This window comes from Allobosea sp. P4_E12 (assembly GCF_056401655.1).
This window is the reverse complement of record NZ_JBFUIY010000038.1, coordinates 39,622-56,128: the sequence shown is the minus strand read 5'-3', so window position 1 is coordinate 56,128 and position 16,507 is coordinate 39,622. Positions and strand designations below refer to the sequence as shown.

The following is a 16,507-nucleotide window of genomic DNA, read 5'->3' as shown; positions in this document are numbered from 1 at the left end:
CGCTGGAGGCATGGATGACATAAGCCTCGACATTGTGGGCTCGCAACCATCGGGCGAGCCAGAAGCCATCGCGCCCGGCCTCAAAGGCTACGACGATCCGCTGGATCGGGCGCCCGTTTCGTTCGGCCTCCACTCGCCAGCGATGCAGCAATTGCAGCAGGCCGTGCTGATCGACGGGCAGCTTCTTCAACGGCTGGCGCTCCACGCCTGGGACGAGGCCGGCGACCAACCAACTCGCCTGGCCCATCTCGATCACGGCGACCAGGGTCGCGCCTTGATCGAGCGGAATCGAACATCTGCTCGCATCGATGCTGTGTGCCATAAAGGTGCTCCATCGCTGATTGCGGCAACGATGGTACCGGCCTCGTTGCGCCGCCCATAGCTTCTAAGCCGCTCTCGCGGCAGGGCGCTTCGTCGCGTGCATCGCTGAGATTTCGCATGTGAGGCGCTGCATCCGAGGATTTCGGGGTCGTTTCCCTGATCCTTGGAGGCCTCCATGACCGATCCCGTCACCGTCAGCCCGCTGCGCCAGCGGATGATCGAGGACATGACGATCCGCCAGTTCGGCGAGCACACGCAGCGCGACTATGTCCGGCAGGTCCGCGCGTTCACGGCCTTCCTCGGCCTGCCGCCGGATCGGGCCGAGCCGGAGGATCTGCGGCGCTACCAGCTCCATCTGGCCTCGCTGGGGGCAAGCTACGCCCGAATGAACCTGGCCTGCACCGCGCTGCGCTTCTTCTTCCACATCACGCTCGGCCGGGCCGGCTTCGGTGACCGCATGGCGCGGATCCCGACGCCGGAGCGGTTGCCCGTGGTCCTGAGCCCCGAGGAGGTCGCGCTGCTGCTCGCCCACGCGCCGAACCTCAAGGGCCGCGCCGCGCTCAGCATCGCCTATGGCTGCGGCCTGCGCGTCTCCGAGATCGCCCACCTCAAGGTCGCCGACATCGACAGCGCCCGCATGCTGATCCGGGTCGAGCAGGGCAAGGGCCGCAAGGACCGCTATGTCATGCTGGCGCCCGACCTGCTCGCTCTGCTGCGGCAATGGTGGCGGATGAAGCGGCCGCGCGGCTGGCTCTTCCCCGGCCAGCAGCCGGGCCAGCCGATCACGACGCGACAGCTCAACCGGGCCTGCCATGCCGCGGCCGAGGCGGCGAGGCTCGACAAGCGGGTCTCGATGCACACGCTGCGGCACAGCTTCGCGACGCATCTGCTGGAACGGAAGACCGATATCCGCGTGATCCAGGTCCTGCTCGGCCACAGGAAGCTCGACACCACCGCCATCTATACCCGCGTCGCACTCAGGACGCTGCGCGAGGTGCCAAGCCCGCTCGCCCTGCTGGCGCCGCCGCCACCACCATAGCGGTCCCGCGCCGCTCATGGCGCGGCCTCCGCTGGAGGTCGCGGATATCCTGAACCGGCATGGCGAGGCTTATCCCGCGCGCCATCGGCTCAGCCGCGGCCAGCTCAAGGTGATCGGGGCGATCCGGGTCTGCCGGACGGCTGCGCTCGGCGGCCATGTCATGCGCTGCGGCGACTGCGATCACGCCACGATCGCCTACAACTCCTGCCGCAACCGCCACTGCCCGCGCTGCCAGGGCGCGGCGGCGAAGGACTGGCTCGCGCTACGACGCACGAGTTCATCCGCCGCTTCCTGCTCCACGTCCTGCCCGACGGCTTCCACCGCATCCGCCACCACGGTCTGCTCGCCTCCGGCCGGCGCGCCGATACCATCGCCCGCATCAGGCAGATCATCGCGGCGGGCACACCGGCCGACATCGCCAGGGACGACGTCTCGGTCGCCGCCGAGCAACCCGAGCAGGCCCCTGAACCGCATCCGCCATGCCCATGCTGCGGCGGTCGCATGATCCTCGTTGAGCGCTTCGCGCCGGGTTCTGCCCCGCGCACCATCCTCGCCGTCAGGATCGACACCTCATGACGATGGCGCCGCGGCGACACCCTGAGGAAGCGCTGCCGGTCCCGGCCAGAGAGCGGGCGATCCTGCGCGGCCCGCTGGCGAAAATGGAAATCGCTCCGGTCCCCGATCCGTCCCAGGCGCAGCAAACCCCAGGCTTCTGGGCAGCTCGCTCAGAACATCACGCCGCTGACGCGCGTCTCGTACGATCCCGTCGACCAGGCCGCGCGGCGAAATCCCCATAGCCCACGGCCCCGGGCCGCGGCTTCCTCCCCTGGAGGCTTTCGAACGCCGGCCCTCAGCCCGTCCGAACCCGCTCGCAGGGGCCGGCATCCGAAACCCTTGTATGGGGCCATATGTGTCAAGCTTGATCTTCGATCATTCCCATCTCCTTGTTCGGCCCAGATGGGACCATCTCCTCGTCCCGACCTGACTTCGGCCTAGCCGCCCCGCGCGCAGTGACGGTCAAGGGCGGCCGCAGGCCGTGGCGAAGCAACTTGCCCTTGACCGTCACGAGCACGGCGGCAGGCTGCGTTGGTCGGGCGGGAGCTTTTCTGCAGAGCGGCAAACAGAAGACAGTTCCGAGGGGAGCTCGCCATCGGCGGCGCTGATCGCGCCACAACCTTGTATTCGGTCGATCCGTGCGGATCGGAACCATGATGCAGTCATACGCATCAGCGGCGAAGCTCCGAGACGGCGGGCCCATTCTTCACAGCGGCTTGGAAGCCATGGGTTTAGCGGCGGGTCACCGCCACCTCGGATCGTCATCGGCAGACCCTGGCATGGGCTGCCAAGATGGTTGTCCCTCTCTCCGTTTGGTCGCTCATGACGCCGGACGTAAGACGACGCCCTGCGGCACCTCTCCCGTCCTGACGAGGCGCCACAGGGCGATGAGCAGCTTGCGCGCCAGCGCCACGATCATTGTCTTGCGCGTGCTGCCGCGTCCGTCGGCGGTTCGCGCCTGAAACCATCGGACCAGGACACTGTCCTTTTGGAACCTGAGAAAACGCCACGCCAACTGAATCATGCCACACCGGACGCGAGCGTTGCCGGCACGCGCAAGTCCCCGTTCGCGCCGGCGTCTGCCGCTCTCGTTCGGTGAACCGGTGAGGCCAGCGTAACGGGCGACAGCCTTGCTATCACGCAGGTGGCGCAAGAGGATCTCGTTGACCAGCATGTCCGCCGTCTCCACGCCCACGCCGAGGACCCGTGCAATGAGCTGTATCATCGCGTGCGGGCCTTGCGCGCCGGCAGGGGTTGCCGCGAGCCTGTTCCGGCGTTCCTCCTCGATCGCGCGGACCTGCTCGCGCCCGACGCGTAGCCGCACCACGTGGCGGCGCAGCTCCGCGCGGGTGTTCTCCGGCAGCGGCATCCCTTCCGCCGTGCGCAGACCTTCGAGCCTTTCCTCGGCCTTACCCGGGGTCGGCCGAAAGCTGCGGATGCCGAAGCGAGCGAGGATGGCCTTTATCTGGTTCACGATCCGCGTCTGCTCCGTGACCAGGTTCCCGCGCTCGCGGTTCGGCCGCCTTGCGTCCTCCTCCTCGACTGTCGGGATCGCCGCCATGCTGCAATGGCGCTTCTCCCCGCGCAGCCAACCGAGAAAGACGCGCATCAGCAGTTCCGTGTCGAGGCGATCGGTCTTCGCGCGCCGGTGTTCGCGCGACACTGCGATGCTTGAAGGATGGATGACGTAGGCCTCGATACCGCGCGCCCGCAGCCAGCGCGCCAGCCAGAAGCCGTCGCGCCCGGCCTCATAGGCGAGGGCGATGCGCTTGATCTGGCGTCCGGCCTGGCCGGCTTCGTCGCGCCACCGCCGCAACCGCTTCAACACTGCCTCCGCGTCGGCATCGAGCGTCTTCAAAGGCTGGCGTTGGAGGCCGGGAACCACCGCGGCAACGAGCCACTTCGCTTGGCTCATCTCGATCACGGCGACGATCGTGCTATCCTGCTCGAGGGCGGTGAGGGATCTGCTCGCGTCAAAAGTTTGCGACATGGGGCGCTCCTTCGGTGGCCGTTGAACAGCGCCGAAGGTGCCATGCCCTCGCCGCCCGCCCCATAGCATCTTCACATTTGCAGACATTGGCGAGTTGCCCAGAAGCAGACGTACGAGTGCGCTGGCCGGAGTTCTGACCGAAGCCGTGAATAAGCGGCGTACAGCGGTTACGTGCCGATGACGCGCACTCATGCTGGAACCGACCAACCCGATCGAGGCGCAACAATTCCGCTACGCCGTGACAGTGCCTGCTGGAGGCTTGAGTCGCACGCGCCTTATGAGAACGACTCCATTGACATGATTAAATATCATGTCAATGGAGTCAGATGCCTGACTTCCCATCCCTGAACGGTCTGCGCAGCTTCGAGGCGACGGCGCGTCTCGGCAGTATGACACGCGCGGCATCGGAACTCGGCGTCACGCAAAGCGCCGTCAGCCGCGCCTTGTCCTTGCTGCAGGCGGAACTTGGCTTTCCGCTGTTCCTGCGCACCAAGCCGTCAATCCAGCTGACGTCAAGCGGCGAAGCGATCTTCGTCGAGTTGCGCCACTCATTCGATCGGATGCGGACGCTGCTCGCGCGCCTTCGCCAAGATCAGAACGCATACGGATTGACCATCAACGTGCTGCCGACCTTCGCGCTGCGCTTCCTGATTCCGCGCCTGCCGGCATTCAAGGCGCAGCATCCGGACATGCAGGTCGACATCGTCGTCGGTGAGCAGGCGATCGATTTCGCCCTCGACGCCGTTGATGTCGGCATCCGCTATGGAAATGGCGACTGGCCGGGCGTGAAAACCTATCGGATACTGGACGAAGAACTGGTGATTGTCTGCGCGCCGCGGCTGCTCGAGGGCCGCACGGCGATCGATCCCGGGGCGCTTCGGCCCGAACAGCTCATTCGCCACACTACCCGGATCGAGGCCTGGCCTGAATGGTTCGAGAACCTTCATCTGCCGACGCCGACGCCTGCTGGCCTCGGCTTCGAGCATTTCTTCATGGTGATCGAGGCGGCCGTGGTCGGCATCGGCTTTGCCCTGCTGCCGCGGTTCCTGATTCGGCGGGAGTTGGAGAACGGCGACCTCGTTATCGCGTCGCCCCATATCCTGCGCCGCGAGCAAGGCTACTTCTTCATGTGCAGCCCGCTGCGCCGGTCCGAACCGAAAATCCTCGCCTTCCGGCGCTGGCTTCAGGGCGAGCTGGCAGCCCTAACGGCAGAAGGGCGTCCTCTTGAAATGTGAAAAATTCTCATGATAGTCATGTCCGCCGCCTGGATCTGTCCGACAATCAGACCGGCGCGCCGGGGTCGCCGCATGCCATCAACCAAAATCCGCGCGCCATGACGTCGTCGCCCGCGCATATCGCGTTCATCACCTCGCCGCTGGAGAGCGAGCATGTCGAGCGCATGCGCGCGGCGGCACCCGCCGGCGTCGACATCATCTTCGCGCCCGATCTGCTGCCAATGACGCGCTATGTCGGCGATCACAAGGGACGCGACAGCTTCCGGCGTACCGGGGCGCAGCAGCGCCGCTGGCGTGAGGCGCTCGGACGCGCGACGATCCTCTGGGATTTTCCAACCGGCGCGGAGGATGAGCGAGGCCTTGCGCTCGCGCCGAACGTGCGCTGGGTGCAGACGACCAGCTCGGGGGTGGGACAGCAAGTCCATAGCTTCGGGCTTGCGCCGACCGACCTGATCGTGACCACGGCTCGCGGCGTCCATGCTGACGCGCTGGCGGAGTTCGCATTTCTCGTGATGCTTGGCCATGTGAAGGATCTGCCGCGCCTGCAGCGCGATCAGCAAGCACATCGCTGGGAGCGCTATTGCGGCGGAGAGCTCTCCGGCAAGACGGTTGCGATCGTCGGCGCCGGTAAGGTCGGCGCCCGCATCGCCGCACTCGCGCGTGCGTTCGACATGTCGGTGACAGCGGTCGTCAACAATCCGTCGCCAGCGCGGAGCGCCGAATTGTTCACGACGGATATCTACGGCCAGCCGGACCTGCACAAGGCGCTCGCCAGCGCGGACTATGTCGTTCTCTGCACGCCGCATACGCCGCAGACCGAACGCATGCTCGATCGCACGGCGTTCGCCGCGATGAAACCCGGCGCCGTTCTGATCAACATCGCGCGCGGCCAGGTTGTCGATGAGGCGGCGCTGATCGCGGCGTTGTCGAGCGGGCGGATCGCGTTCGCCGGCCTGGACGTCGCCGCGGTCGAACCGCTTCCGCCGGGATCGCCGCTCTGGTCGATGCCGAACGTGCTGATATCGCCGCACTCGGCCAGCACCGCGCCGAGCGAGAACGGCAAGATCGTCGACATCTTCATCGAGAATCTCGGCCACTACGTCGCCGGCCAGACGGAGAAGATGATCAACGTGCTCGACAAGGCGCGCATGTATTGAGCCAAAACCTGCCGCGGCCAACGGCGCGCGCAGGATGCGGCGAAGAGGAACGAGGGAGGAGAGCATGATGAAAGCCCGGTGCAAAAGCCTGCTTGCTGCGTCGATCGCCCTGGGCGCCGCGCTGTCGGTGCCTGCCGCCGCGCAGGAGGCCAAGCCGCAATATGGCGGCGAACTCGTGCTCGCTGGACAGCTCGACAAGACGATGTTCCCCGGCCGTAACACGGACGCCGGCGGCATGGACGTTTACTTGAACGCCTGCGAGACGCTGGTCGAGCTGACAGCCGATCGTCAGATCAAGCCAGTGCTGGCTGAGAGCTGGACAACGTCCGAAGACAAGAAGACCGTGACGTTCAAGCTGCGGCCGGGCGTGCAGTTCCACGACGGCACACCGTTTAACGCCGAGGCGGTCGCCTTCGTCTTCAACGAAGCACTCGCTAAGAAATTCCTTTATGTCAGCCTGCTCGAGGGATTGCAGAAAGTCGTCGCCGACAATGACGGTCAGGTGTCGTTCCAGATGTCGGCGCCGTCGGCAGCGCTTATTCCCAATCTCGCTTACCGCACGATGTGCATCTTTAGCCCGACTGCCTACAAGGCCAAGGGGGAGGAGGGCCTCGGCAGCAACATCATCGGCACAGGCCCCTTCATCAACACCGGATATGCGAAGGGCGAATACGCGCTCTTCAAGAAGAACGACAAGTACTGGCAGAAGGGCAAGCCTTATCTCGACAGCATCCGCATCCTCTTCGTACCGGATGTGATGACGCGCCTCGCGATGCTGGAGAGCGGCGAGATCGACCGCGCCCCGGGCATTCCGAATTTCGACATTCAGCGGCTGGCCAAGGACAAGAGCATCGCGCTACGGACCATGCCGAGCCTGCAGCAGCATTATGTCGTCATCAACAATCTGGTGAAGCCGCTCGACGATCCCAAGGTGCGGCAGGCGCTCAACATCGCCGTCGACAAGGCCGGCATCGTGCAGTCCGTTTTCGCAGGCACCGGTGCCACGTTATCGCAGGCTCCGACATTATCGCCCGGCGTGTTCGGCTTCGCCGATATGCGCGAGCCCGGCAAGGACACGATCTTCCCGTTTGATCTCGCCAGGGCGCGGGCGATGCTGAAGGAGGCCGGATACGAGGATCGAAATGGCGACGGCTTCGTCGAGGACGCACAGGGCAAGACGCTGTCGCTCAAGCTCTATGGCCGGAAGGCTGGAACGGGCGACTACGAAATCGCGCAGCTCGTGAAGACGTTCCTCGAAAAGCTTGGCGTCAAGACCGAGCTCACGATCCTGGAGAGCGCGACGTTCAGCGCTGCGCTCTCGGTCGGGCCGAAGGATGCGAAATACGATCTCGCCGTATTGTCCTGGACCGTGCCGACGGCCGATCCAGACGAGCCGATGATGTATATGACGCATACCAAGGCGTGGAAGCCGGCCGGCGCCAATCGCATGTTCTTCTCCAATCCGGAGACGGACAGGCTGGCGGAGGCGGCGCATGTGGAGAGCGATCCCGCGAAGCGCGCCGAAATTGTGCGGCAATGGATGGCCGAACTTCTGAAGTTCGCGCCGGTCATCTACCTGCCGACGCTCAACCTGACCGACGCGACGCGCAGCTATGTGCATGGTGGCGTCTATCTGCCGTCGAATGTTTATGACGGGACCTTCGCCTGGATCGATCAAGCCGAGCGCAAGCGCCAGGGGATCAACCGCTGACGCTCATGAAAGCCGCTCTTCCTCCAATGCTCGCGCCGGCGGCGTGCCGGGAGCCTGACTGCGCATGATGAAGATGATCGCTAGCCGACTGGTCTTCATGATCGTTGCCGGGCTCCTTTTGTTGACGTTTCTGTTTTGCTTGTTCCATGCGATCCCCGGCGATCCCGCGCGCTTGATCGCCGGCGACAGCGCGCCGGAAGAGCTGGTCGCGAGCATCCGCACGGCCTACGGGCTCGATCAACCGCTTGGCGCGCAATATGTCGCCTACATGGGCAAGGTGCTGACGGGAGATTTCGGCGTTTCGAACTTCTCGCGTCAGCCTGTGCTCGCGATCGTCGGTCCGCGCCTGTTGAACACCGCTCTCCTGGCTGCCTGGGCGATGCTTTTCGCGACGACGATCAGCCTCGTCCTCGGCTCGCTCTCCGCCATGTACTGGAGCCGGCCGATCGACAGAGGCGTGTCGCTCGTCTCGCTCATCGGCATCTGTACGCCGATCTTCGTGTCGGGGATCGTCGCGATCTATTTTTTCGGGGTCTATCTGCGCTGGCTGCCGATCGGCGGCATGACCACCTGGCGTCACTACGTCATGCCGGTGTTGACGCTTGGCTTTGCGCAAGCGGCGGGCTTCACGCGCATGGTCCGCGCCTGCATGATCGATGCATTGCAGCGCGATTTCATCGTGACCGCGCGCTCCAAAGGCGTCCCCGAGCGCACGATCGTCTTCAAGCATGCACTGCGCAATGCATTGCTGCCGATCATCACCTTTTTCGGCCTTGGCCTCGGCAGCATGCTCGGCGGCGCCGCAGTCGCAGAATCGATCTTCAATTGGCCCGGCCTTGGCCGGCTCATGGTCGATTCGATCCTCACGCGCGATCTTCCACTGACCCAGGGCTGCATCTTCGTCTTCGCGATGATGTTCGTGCTGGTGAATCTGATCGTCGACCTGCTCTACCGCTGGGCGGATCCAAGGCTAGCCCATGATTGATCGGACAGCCTCGCCGCACCGGGCACGTGGCACATGAATCTGTTCAGGCACTATGCCCGCGATCGCGTCGGCCTTTTCTTCGGCGTGATCCTGGCCCTGTTCTACCTCGTCGCGATTCTCGCGCCGTGGATCGTTCCGTCCGACCCGCTGGAAACCAACCTGACGGCGGGGCTGTTGCCGCCATCCGCCAGTCATTGGTTCGGAACGGACCAGTTCGGGCGGGACACGCTGGCACGCGTGATCCTTGCGACGCGCGTGACTTTGCAGATCACGACGGCTGCGCTGCTGTTCTCGTTGCTGCTCGGCGTGCCGATCGGCATGGTCGTCGGCTATAGCGGAGGTCTCGCCGACGCGATCGTGATGCGCCTGACCGACATGATGCTGATCTTTCCGACGATCATGATCGCCATCGTGATCGTGGTCGTGGTTGGTCCGTCGGAAAGGGGCGTGGTGATCGCGCTTGGACTGTCGCAGCTCCCGAACTTCATCCGCATCGCGCGCAGCGCCGCTCTCGCTGTCCGACAGGAACTCTATATCGAGGCGGCGATCGCCGCTGGCGCAAGCTGGTCCGACATCCTGGTTCGACACGTGCTGCACAACATTTCCGCTCCGGTGATCGTCAAGGCGACCATCACGCTTCCCGGATTCGTGATCGGCGCGTCCTCGCTTAGCTATCTCGGCCTCGGCGTGCAGCCGCCGATGCCGGAATGGGGGCAGATGCTGAACGAGGCGAAGGGCTTCCTCACTCGCGCACCCTATCTGATTATCGGTCCCGCGGTCGCGCTATCCCTCTTCGTGCTCGCTGCGAACCTTGTCGGCGACAGCCTCAACGAGGCGCTTGATCCGAAGCTGCGCAGCCGCCGCCTTCTGCCGCTGGCGATGCTACGCCGACGCCAGGGCCAGAAGCCATGACCGCGCTTCTCGAGGCAAGGATTTGCGCGTCCAATTCGTGACGCCGTCAGTTCCACCCGCTGAATTCCAGTCATCAAGAGAGAAGTCGTCGCGTTCTGCGTCGCCCTCCCTGTCGTCAGAGCCGCTCGTCGAAATTTCTTCGGCTAGGAGCATATCCTTCGAGAGCAGGCCCGCATCCTCGAGCCCTTCCAGGTCGGGCAGGTCGCGCAGTCTGGCAAGACCGAACACCGGGCGGCCGCTGCCTGCAGCGCTGAGGCATCCTGCGACAACCTGCCAGCACTCTCCTCATCGATTCCAGGCACGCCGGCCTTACCCAATTGCAGACATTCCGAAGGTAGAGGCTGGGCCACTTTTGCCCATCGGCCGGCGCGCCAACCGGGCAGCCCGTAAGCAGACTCCCTGGATGTCGGGAAAGGGCCAACTCCGACCACCCGACGCCGATCTCCATGGGTCTCAAATGGGTTGGGACTGCGCGTCGAGCAGATCCAGCCGGTGCTGGCGCCGAGCGGACAGGGTGAAGCGCGGCCTGACCAGCCCCAGCCGGACCTGATGCCAAAACCCGCCGGATCGCTCCGGCGGGTTTGCTGTGGCTGCGGACCGGATGTCAGACCCGGCGGACGTTCCAGAACAGGGGGGAGGAGGCCGTCAGGATGCCCTGCAGGTTGCGGCGATAGGCGGTCTTGGGGATGATCTGGCCGAGCGGCGCGACCGGCACGGTGGTGAGCGCGCTGCGCTGCACATCGTCCAGCAGCTTTTGCGCCTGGGCCTCGTCGGTGCTGGCCAGCCATTGCGCGGTCAGCGTCTCCATCTCCGGGCTGTCATGCCAGCCGAACCAGCCGGACGCGCCGGCGCCGCGGATATAGAGGTTCTCCGCCGGGTTGGTGACGGAGGAGCCGGGCCAGTTCGTGTGAAAAATGCTCCAGCCGCCGCGCTCCACCGGCTCCTTCGAGGTACGCCGCTGCACGACTGTGCCCCAGTCCATCGTCTGCACGTCGACATTCAGGCCGAGCTTCTTCAGCAGATCGGCCGTGATGTCGCCGAGCGGCGCGATCAGCGGATGATCGGCGGCGTGAAGCATGACGATCTTCTCGCCCTTGTAGCCGGAAGCTGCGATCGCCGCTTTGGCCGCCTTCAGGTCGGGCGGCTGCTTCATGATCTCGGCGCCGAGTTCCTTCACACCCGGCAACCCGCAGGGGAACATCGCCTGGCAGGTGCGGAAGCTGCCGGTATCGCCGGCCATCACCGTCTGCATGTAGTCATCCTGCGTCACGGCCGAGAGAATGGCCCGCCGCAGTGCCGGATTGTTGAACGGTGCCTGCTGATGGTTGAAGCGCATCCCGAGGATCAGGCCGTAAGGGTCGAGCGTGCTGGTCGCGATCTCCTTGTTCGAGGTCAGCGTCGACATCAGGTCGGGCAGGGGGCGTTCCCACCAGTCGACCTCGCCGCGCTGCAGGGCGCCGGCCGCCGTCGCCGGGTCGGTGATGACATGCCATTCGACGCGGTCGAAATTCACGCGCTTGCCGCCCGACGTCCAGTTGGCCGGCTCCTGGCGCGGCACATAGCCCTCGAATTTCTCGTAGACCATGCGCGAGCCCGGCACGAACTCGTTGGCGACGAAGCGGAACGGCCCCGATCCCACCATCTCCTTGACCGGCGCCATCGGGTCGGAACTGGCGATCCGCTCCGGCATGATGAAGGCGGCCGAGGAATGCGGCTTGCCGAGCGCGCGCAGGAATTGCGGGAAGGGCCGCTTCAGCCGCACGCGGATCGTCTTGTCATCGACCGATTGCCAGTCGTCGACGACCGCGCCGAGCGCCTGGCCAAAACTGTCGCGCATGCTCCAGCGCTTCAGGCTGGCGACGCAGTCGCGCGCCCGCACCGGCTCGCCGTCATGGAATTTCAGGCCGTCGCGCAGCGTGATCTCGTAGGTCCTGCCGTCGTCGGAGACCGTGGCGCCGGCCGCCATCTGCGGCTGCGGCCGCAACTGGTCGTCGACGGCAAAGAGATTGTCGAACACGCAATAGCCATGCGTGGTCGAGACCGCCGCCGTGGTCACGATCGGGTCGAGGATGGCGAGGTTGGTTTCCGGGATGAATTTCAGCGTGCGCGCCGCCGTGCCTTGAGCGATGGCCGGGCGGGCAAGCGTGGCGGCGCCGGCTGCGGCGATGAACTGACGTCTGTTGAACATGGCAGGTCCTACTCCGAGGCAGAAGGGGCGGGGACGACGTAGTCGACGGGTTCACCGAGCCAGCCATCGGCGCGGCGTTGCCAGTAGGCGGCGTGGATCCGGGCGGTGAACGGGCCCGGTCCGTTGCGGATGGCCCTGGTGCCGACCGAGGTGACCGGCAGCACGCCGCCGGCGGTCGTCGTCAGGAAGATCTCGTCGGCCTCGAGCAGCGCTGTTACGGGAACGTCGGTCGCCTCGACCGCCATGCCGAGATCGGCGCAAAGCTCCATCACGGTGCGCCGTGTCATGCCGTCGAGCATGCCGCTGCGCGGGGTCAGCAGCGTCTCGCCCCTGCGGATGAAGATATTGAAGCCCGGGCCTTCCAGGACATGGCCCTGGCCGTCGGTCAGCACGACGGTCTCTGCGCCATGGTCGAAGGCCTCGAGCAGGCCGAGCTCGAAATCGAGCCAGTGGTAGTGCTTGACCATCGGGTCGACGGAGTTCGCCGGCACGCGATGCCGGCTGCCGACATGGAGATGCAGGCCGCGCTGCTGCACCTCGGGCGTCGCGATCCAGACATAGGGGATGCAGAAGGCCTGGAAACGCTGGGTGCAGAGCCGGATGTCGCGGCTGCCGATCGGCGGCCGGCCGCGCGTCATGATGATCTGCACATAGGCGTTGTCGAAGCCGGCGGTCGCGATCAGGGCGTGGACCGCGCTGTGGATCTCCTCGCGGCTGAGCGGCGAGGTCATGCGCAGGCGCTCCAGCGAGCGCCAGAACCGATCGAGATGGTCGTCGAGGCGAAACAGCAGCCCGTCCCAGGCCGAGATCGTCTCTTGGCAGGCATCCGAGCGCAGAAAGCCCCAGTCGAGCAGCGGCAGGGTGGCTTCCGCCACCGGCACGATCCTGCCGTCGATCCAGGCCGTGCCTTCGGCGAAGCGCGGCTCGATCGGCGGGCGGTTGCGGCTGCGCGTCGGCGCCGGCCAGGAAAGCAGGGGGTCAGTCACGGCTCATCTCCATGAAAACGGGTTGCGCCTGGTCGTCGCAGGGCCAGAACGGGCGCTGCTTGACGTGCCAGTCGATGCTGGCGAGGTTCGGGTTCGTCGGGCCCGCGCCGCCGACCATGACCCAGGAGGTCCCGGCATCGAGCAGGGTGCGAAAATTCATCGGGTTCTTGAAAACCACGATCTTGCAGTCGCCGATGTCGATGCCCGCAGCCCGATATTGCTCGTCCGCGTATTCGTAGGTCGCGTGGGTCGGCACGACGATGCGGAGCCGGCCGGCCCGGAGCACCGCGGTCGGCCCCATCTGGCCGGGCGTGCCGGCGCTAATGCCGGCCGAATAGGTGAAATGGCCGTCATGCAGGCTCTCGACCACCGCCTCGACCGCGACCGGCGGATGGAAGCGCGGGTCGAGCGCGGAGCCGATCGCGACGCGGATCGGCTGGCCGACGCCGAGCGCGAAGGCCTTTGCCGCTGCATTGGGATCGACGACCAGCACGGTCGCCTCCACATCGAGCCCGGCGCGCAGCAGGGCCGCCAGCACGGCCGGCGCGTCCCCGGGCGCGCCGCCGCCGACGCAGTCCGGCGCATCCGAGATCAGCACCCGCCCTGGTCGGGCGACGGCGTCACGGACGGCCTCGTCGGGAGACAGGCAGGGGATCTCGAAGGCGCGGCGACGGTCCCACATCGCCTGCACGATCTCGCCTGCGACGGCGGTGGCAGCTGCCGGATCGGCATCGGTCACCGCGACGCCCGCGATGCCGATACCGTCGATGTCGAGCCAGGGCTGGACCGGAAAATAGCTCGCGGCGAGCGCGCGCCCGTCCGCCTCGATCTGGCGCGCGAGCTGGCGCAGCTCCGCCATCGGCGCATCGCCATGGGTCGCGCCGCCGGCGACGGGCAGGAGCGCGTCGATGCGCCGGAGCCGGGTCACGGGCCGGATCCGGCCATGCAGTGCGCCCGCCAGCAGTTCGGCTGCACGCCGCCCGGTGCCATGGGCGTCGACATGGGGATAGGTTTCGTAGCCGACGAGAATGTCGGCATTCCCGGCCATGCGCGGCGTGACATGGGCGTGCAGGTCGAGGCTCACGGCAATCGGGATGCCGGGGCCGAGCGCCGCGCGCAGCGCCGCGAGCAGGGCGCCCTCGGGATCGCTCTCGCCCTCGCAGATCATCGCCCCGTGCAGGGCGAGGAAGACGCCGTCCACCGGCTCTCTCAGGATGCCGGCGACGATTGTCTCGAAGGTCTCGCGGTAGAAGGCGCCCTCGACGACGCCGCCGGAACCGCCATGGGCGACGAGGACGGGGAGGACCTCGAGCCCTTCCTTGCGCAGCGCCTCGAGCGCACCGGTGACGGCAAGGTCGCGGCCCTCGATCGCAGGCAGTACGGCTTCGCCTTCGACAAGGACCTTTCGGGCGAAGCTGTCGCGCCCGTTGATCTGCTGGGAGAGCGTGTTGCCCTCGAATTCAAAGCTGGCCAGTGCAACGCGCATGAACGTCCTTCCCCTTTTTCGTTTGATTGCCCGCAATGCTTGCGGTCAGGATCGAAGCTGCTACCGACCCGCTCCTCGCGGTTTGGCTTCCCGCACGCGCTTTCCCTCACAGGCTCTTGGCGATGCGCGGATCGAGCGAGTCGCGCAGGCCGTCGCCGAGCAGGTTGACCGCCAGGACCGTGATCGAGAGAAAGATCGCGGGAAACAGCACGATATGCGGCCTGACCTGCCAGAGCGCCCGGCCTTCGGCCATGATGTTGCCCCAGGACGGCGTCGCAGGCGGGATGCCGGCCCCGATGAAGGACAGGATCGCCTCGATGATCATCGCGCTGGCGCAGATATAGGTCGCTTGCACCAGCATCGGCGCCATGGTGTTGGGGATGATGTGCCGGATGATGATCCGCGGCGCCCTGGCGCCGCTGGCGACGGCCGCCTCGACATAGGGCTGTTCACGCAGCGAGAGAACGACGCCGCGTACGAGTCTGGCAACGCGGGGAATTTCCGCCAGCGTGATCGCCAGGACGACATTGCCGACCGAGCCACGCGTCAGCGCCATCAGGGCGATGGCGAGCAGGATCGGCGGGATCGACATCATGCCGTCGATGGCGCGCATGATGACGCCATCAGCCTTGCGCACGAAGCCGGCGAGGACGCCGATCGCCAGGCCCGCCAGCGAGGCGAGCGCCGCGACCGCAAACCCGACGACGAGCGAGACGCGGGCGCCATAGACGACACGCGAATAGACGTCGCGCCCGAGCATGTCGGTGCCGAACCAGTATGCTTCCGAGGGCATCCGGGTCCGCCGTGCCGGCGAGATCTGGGTCGGGTCGACCGTCCAGAGCAGCGGCGCCAGCACGGCGATCGCGACCATGGCGAGAAGCAGCCCGCCGCCGACCGCGACGGACGGGTGCCGGCCGAGATAGCGCAGGAGACGCTGCAGCCGCGAAGGTCTCGCGAAGAGCCGGGTCCCGCCCGCCTCGGTGCCGGTGAGCGCGGTCAATAGCGTATCCTCGGGTCGACGATGGTGTAGGCGAGGTCGATCAGCAGGTTCACCAGCACGTAGACGAAGCTGAACATCAGGATGACGCCCTGGATCACCGGATAGTCGCGCTGCAGGATCGCATCGACCGTCAGCCGGCCGAGACCGGGAATGGCAAAGACGCTCTCGGTGACGACCGCGCCGCCGATCAGGAGCGCGATGCCGACGCCGATGACCGTGATCACCGGCACGGCGGCGTTCTTCAGCGCGTGCAGGAACAGGACGTTGCGATGGCTGACGCCCTTGGAGCGGGCGGTGCGGATGTAATCCTGCTGCAGCACTTCGAGCATCGTCGCCCGGGTGATGCGGGCGATCAGCGCGATATAGACGAAGCCGAGCGCCAGCGCAGGCAGGATCAAGTTGCGCAGCCAGGGCCAGACACCCTCCGCCAGCGGCGTGTAGCCCTGCACCGGCAGCCATTCGAGCTTGAGCGCGAAGACATAGGCGAGGAGATAGCCGACGACGAAGACGGGCACGGAAAAGCCCAGCACCGCAAAGGCCATCGCCGCCTTGTCGACGACGCTTCCCGCATTCCAGGCCGCGAGCACGCCCATCGGCACGGCGATCAGCACGGTGACGAGCAGCGTCAGCACCATCAGCGACAGCGTCGGCTCGATGCGCTGCGCGATCAGCAGCGTGACCGGCCGCGACGTGAAGATCGAGGTGCCGAGATCGCCCTGCACGACGCGCCAGGCCCATTCGCCGAAGCGGATCAGATAGGGCCGGTCGAGGCCGAGGCTCTGCCGGATGCGCTCGACCTCGGCCGGCGAGGCCTGGTCGCCGGCGATCACGGCGGCGGGATCGCCCGGCGCGATATAGAGCAGCGAGAAGACGAAGAGGGCGACGAAGGCCATCACCGGGATGGTCGCGACGATGCGCCTGATGATGAAGGAGAGCATCGGG

The 16,507-nt window shown here is 66.1% G+C and carries 13 protein-coding genes and 2 pseudogenes; 8 read left to right on the top strand and 7 right to left on the bottom strand.

Going from position 1 to position 16,507, the window contains the following annotated elements:
* Window positions 1-322, bottom strand: a pseudogene (locus tag AC1DW9_RS30975) (IS110 family RNA-guided transposase); the annotation flags it as partial.
* 174 nt (window positions 323-496) lie between these two features.
* Between AC1DW9_RS30975 and AC1DW9_RS30970 the strand changes: the two are divergent.
* The 3 genes and pseudogenes from AC1DW9_RS30970 (at window position 497) to AC1DW9_RS30960 (ending at window position 1,936) form a co-directional block, all read left to right on the top strand.
* Window positions 497-1,360, top strand: a complete 864-nt coding sequence (locus tag AC1DW9_RS30970) for a tyrosine-type recombinase/integrase (RefSeq protein ID WP_476855281.1) — start codon at window positions 497-499, stop codon at window positions 1,358-1,360.
* A 16-nt stretch (window positions 1,361-1,376) separates the two neighbouring features.
* A pseudogene (locus AC1DW9_RS30965) lies at window positions 1,377-1,631 on the top strand (transposase zinc-binding domain-containing protein); the annotation flags it as partial.
* The gene (locus tag AC1DW9_RS30960; protein WP_476776813.1) at window positions 1,526-1,936 is read left to right on the top strand and encodes a transposase; all 411 of its coding nucleotides are present in this window, start codon (window positions 1,526-1,528) and stop codon (window positions 1,934-1,936) included. The pseudogene AC1DW9_RS30965 and the gene AC1DW9_RS30960, both read left to right, overlap by 106 nt.
* Window positions 1,937-2,735: 799 nt before the next feature.
* On the opposite strand, the gene AC1DW9_RS30955 is transcribed toward AC1DW9_RS30960, so the two are convergent.
* Window positions 2,736-3,905, bottom strand: a complete 1,170-nt coding sequence (locus tag AC1DW9_RS30955; protein ID WP_441481456.1) for an IS110 family RNA-guided transposase — start codon at window positions 3,903-3,905, stop codon at window positions 2,736-2,738.
* 326 nt (window positions 3,906-4,231) lie between these two features.
* Here AC1DW9_RS30955 and AC1DW9_RS30950 point away from each other — a divergent pair, with 326 nt between their 5' ends.
* From AC1DW9_RS30950 to AC1DW9_RS30930, 5 genes are all read left to right on the top strand, one after another.
* Window positions 4,232-5,140, top strand: coding sequence for a LysR substrate-binding domain-containing protein (locus AC1DW9_RS30950; RefSeq protein WP_441493667.1), 909 nt, complete (start codon window positions 4,232-4,234; stop codon window positions 5,138-5,140).
* A gap of 98 nt (window positions 5,141-5,238) precedes the next feature.
* Window positions 5,239-6,297: a D-2-hydroxyacid dehydrogenase gene (locus tag AC1DW9_RS30945; protein WP_476776811.1), complete on the top strand. Its 1,059-nt coding sequence runs from the start codon at window positions 5,239-5,241 to the stop codon at window positions 6,295-6,297.
* Window positions 6,298-6,361: 64 nt separating this feature from the next.
* Window positions 6,362-8,008 carry an ABC transporter substrate-binding protein gene (locus AC1DW9_RS30940; RefSeq protein ID WP_476776810.1) on the top strand — a complete coding sequence of 549 codons (1,647 nt, stop codon included), beginning with the start codon at window positions 6,362-6,364 and terminating at the stop codon, window positions 8,006-8,008.
* Between the two features lie 64 nt (window positions 8,009-8,072).
* Window positions 8,073-8,993, top strand: a complete 921-nt coding sequence (locus AC1DW9_RS30935) for an ABC transporter permease (protein WP_441493664.1) — start codon at window positions 8,073-8,075, stop codon at window positions 8,991-8,993.
* Window positions 8,994-9,026: 33 nt separating this feature from the next.
* Complete coding sequence (locus AC1DW9_RS30930) at window positions 9,027-9,905, top strand: ABC transporter permease (RefSeq protein WP_441507191.1); 879 nt, start codon at window positions 9,027-9,029, stop codon at window positions 9,903-9,905.
* A 604-nt stretch (window positions 9,906-10,509) separates the two neighbouring features.
* On the opposite strand, the gene AC1DW9_RS30925 is transcribed toward AC1DW9_RS30930, so the two are convergent.
* The 5 genes from AC1DW9_RS30925 to AC1DW9_RS30905 form a co-directional block, all read right to left on the bottom strand.
* Window positions 10,510-12,093 (bottom strand): ABC transporter substrate-binding protein, encoded by a 1,584-nt coding sequence (locus tag AC1DW9_RS30925; protein WP_476776809.1) that lies wholly within the window; start codon window positions 12,091-12,093, stop codon window positions 10,510-10,512.
* A gap of 8 nt (window positions 12,094-12,101) precedes the next feature.
* A complete protein-coding gene (locus AC1DW9_RS30920; protein WP_441493661.1) occupies window positions 12,102-13,079 on the bottom strand; it encodes an aminotransferase class IV in 978 nt (325 codons plus the stop codon).
* Window positions 13,072-14,565 carry a M81 family metallopeptidase gene (locus tag AC1DW9_RS30915; RefSeq protein ID WP_441493660.1) on the bottom strand — a complete coding sequence of 498 codons (1,494 nt, stop codon included), beginning with the start codon at window positions 14,563-14,565 and terminating at the stop codon, window positions 13,072-13,074. Before AC1DW9_RS30915 ends, AC1DW9_RS30920 begins: the two co-directional genes overlap by 8 nt.
* A gap of 106 nt (window positions 14,566-14,671) precedes the next feature.
* A complete protein-coding gene (locus AC1DW9_RS30910) occupies window positions 14,672-15,565 on the bottom strand; it encodes an ABC transporter permease (protein WP_441493659.1) in 894 nt (297 codons plus the stop codon).
* Window positions 15,562-16,503 (bottom strand): ABC transporter permease, encoded by a 942-nt coding sequence (locus tag AC1DW9_RS30905; RefSeq protein WP_441493658.1) that lies wholly within the window; start codon window positions 16,501-16,503, stop codon window positions 15,562-15,564. The genes AC1DW9_RS30910 and AC1DW9_RS30905 overlap by 4 nt, the downstream gene beginning before the upstream one ends.
* Window positions 16,504-16,507 lie beyond the last annotated feature (4 nt).

What these genes read in the sequence shown, in the direction of transcription:
- AC1DW9_RS30940 (WP_476776810.1), top strand. Translation starts at nt 6,362, where the DNA reads ATGATGAAAGCCCGGTGCAAAAGCCTGCTTGCTGCGTCGATCGCCCTG.
- AC1DW9_RS30945 (WP_476776811.1), top strand. Translation starts at nt 5,239, where the DNA reads ATGACGTCGTCGCCCGCGCATATCGCGTTCATCACCTCGCCGCTGGAG.
- AC1DW9_RS30925 (WP_476776809.1), bottom strand. Translation starts at nt 12,093, where the DNA reads ATGTTCAACAGACGTCAGTTCATCGCCGCAGCCGGCGCCGCCACGCTT.
- AC1DW9_RS30950 (WP_441493667.1), top strand. Translation starts at nt 4,232, where the DNA reads ATGCCTGACTTCCCATCCCTGAACGGTCTGCGCAGCTTCGAGGCGACG.
- AC1DW9_RS30935 (WP_441493664.1), top strand. Translation starts at nt 8,073, where the DNA reads ATGATGAAGATGATCGCTAGCCGACTGGTCTTCATGATCGTTGCCGGG.
- AC1DW9_RS30930 (WP_441507191.1), top strand. Translation starts at nt 9,027, where the DNA reads ATGAATCTGTTCAGGCACTATGCCCGCGATCGCGTCGGCCTTTTCTTC.
- AC1DW9_RS30905 (WP_441493658.1), bottom strand. Translation starts at nt 16,503, where the DNA reads ATGCTCTCCTTCATCATCAGGCGCATCGTCGCGACCATCCCGGTGATG.
- AC1DW9_RS30915 (WP_441493660.1), bottom strand. Translation starts at nt 14,565, where the DNA reads ATGCGCGTTGCACTGGCCAGCTTTGAATTCGAGGGCAACACGCTCTCC.
- AC1DW9_RS30970 (WP_476855281.1), top strand. Translation starts at nt 497, where the DNA reads ATGACCGATCCCGTCACCGTCAGCCCGCTGCGCCAGCGGATGATCGAG.
- AC1DW9_RS30955 (WP_441481456.1), bottom strand. Translation starts at nt 3,905, where the DNA reads ATGTCGCAAACTTTTGACGCGAGCAGATCCCTCACCGCCCTCGAGCAG.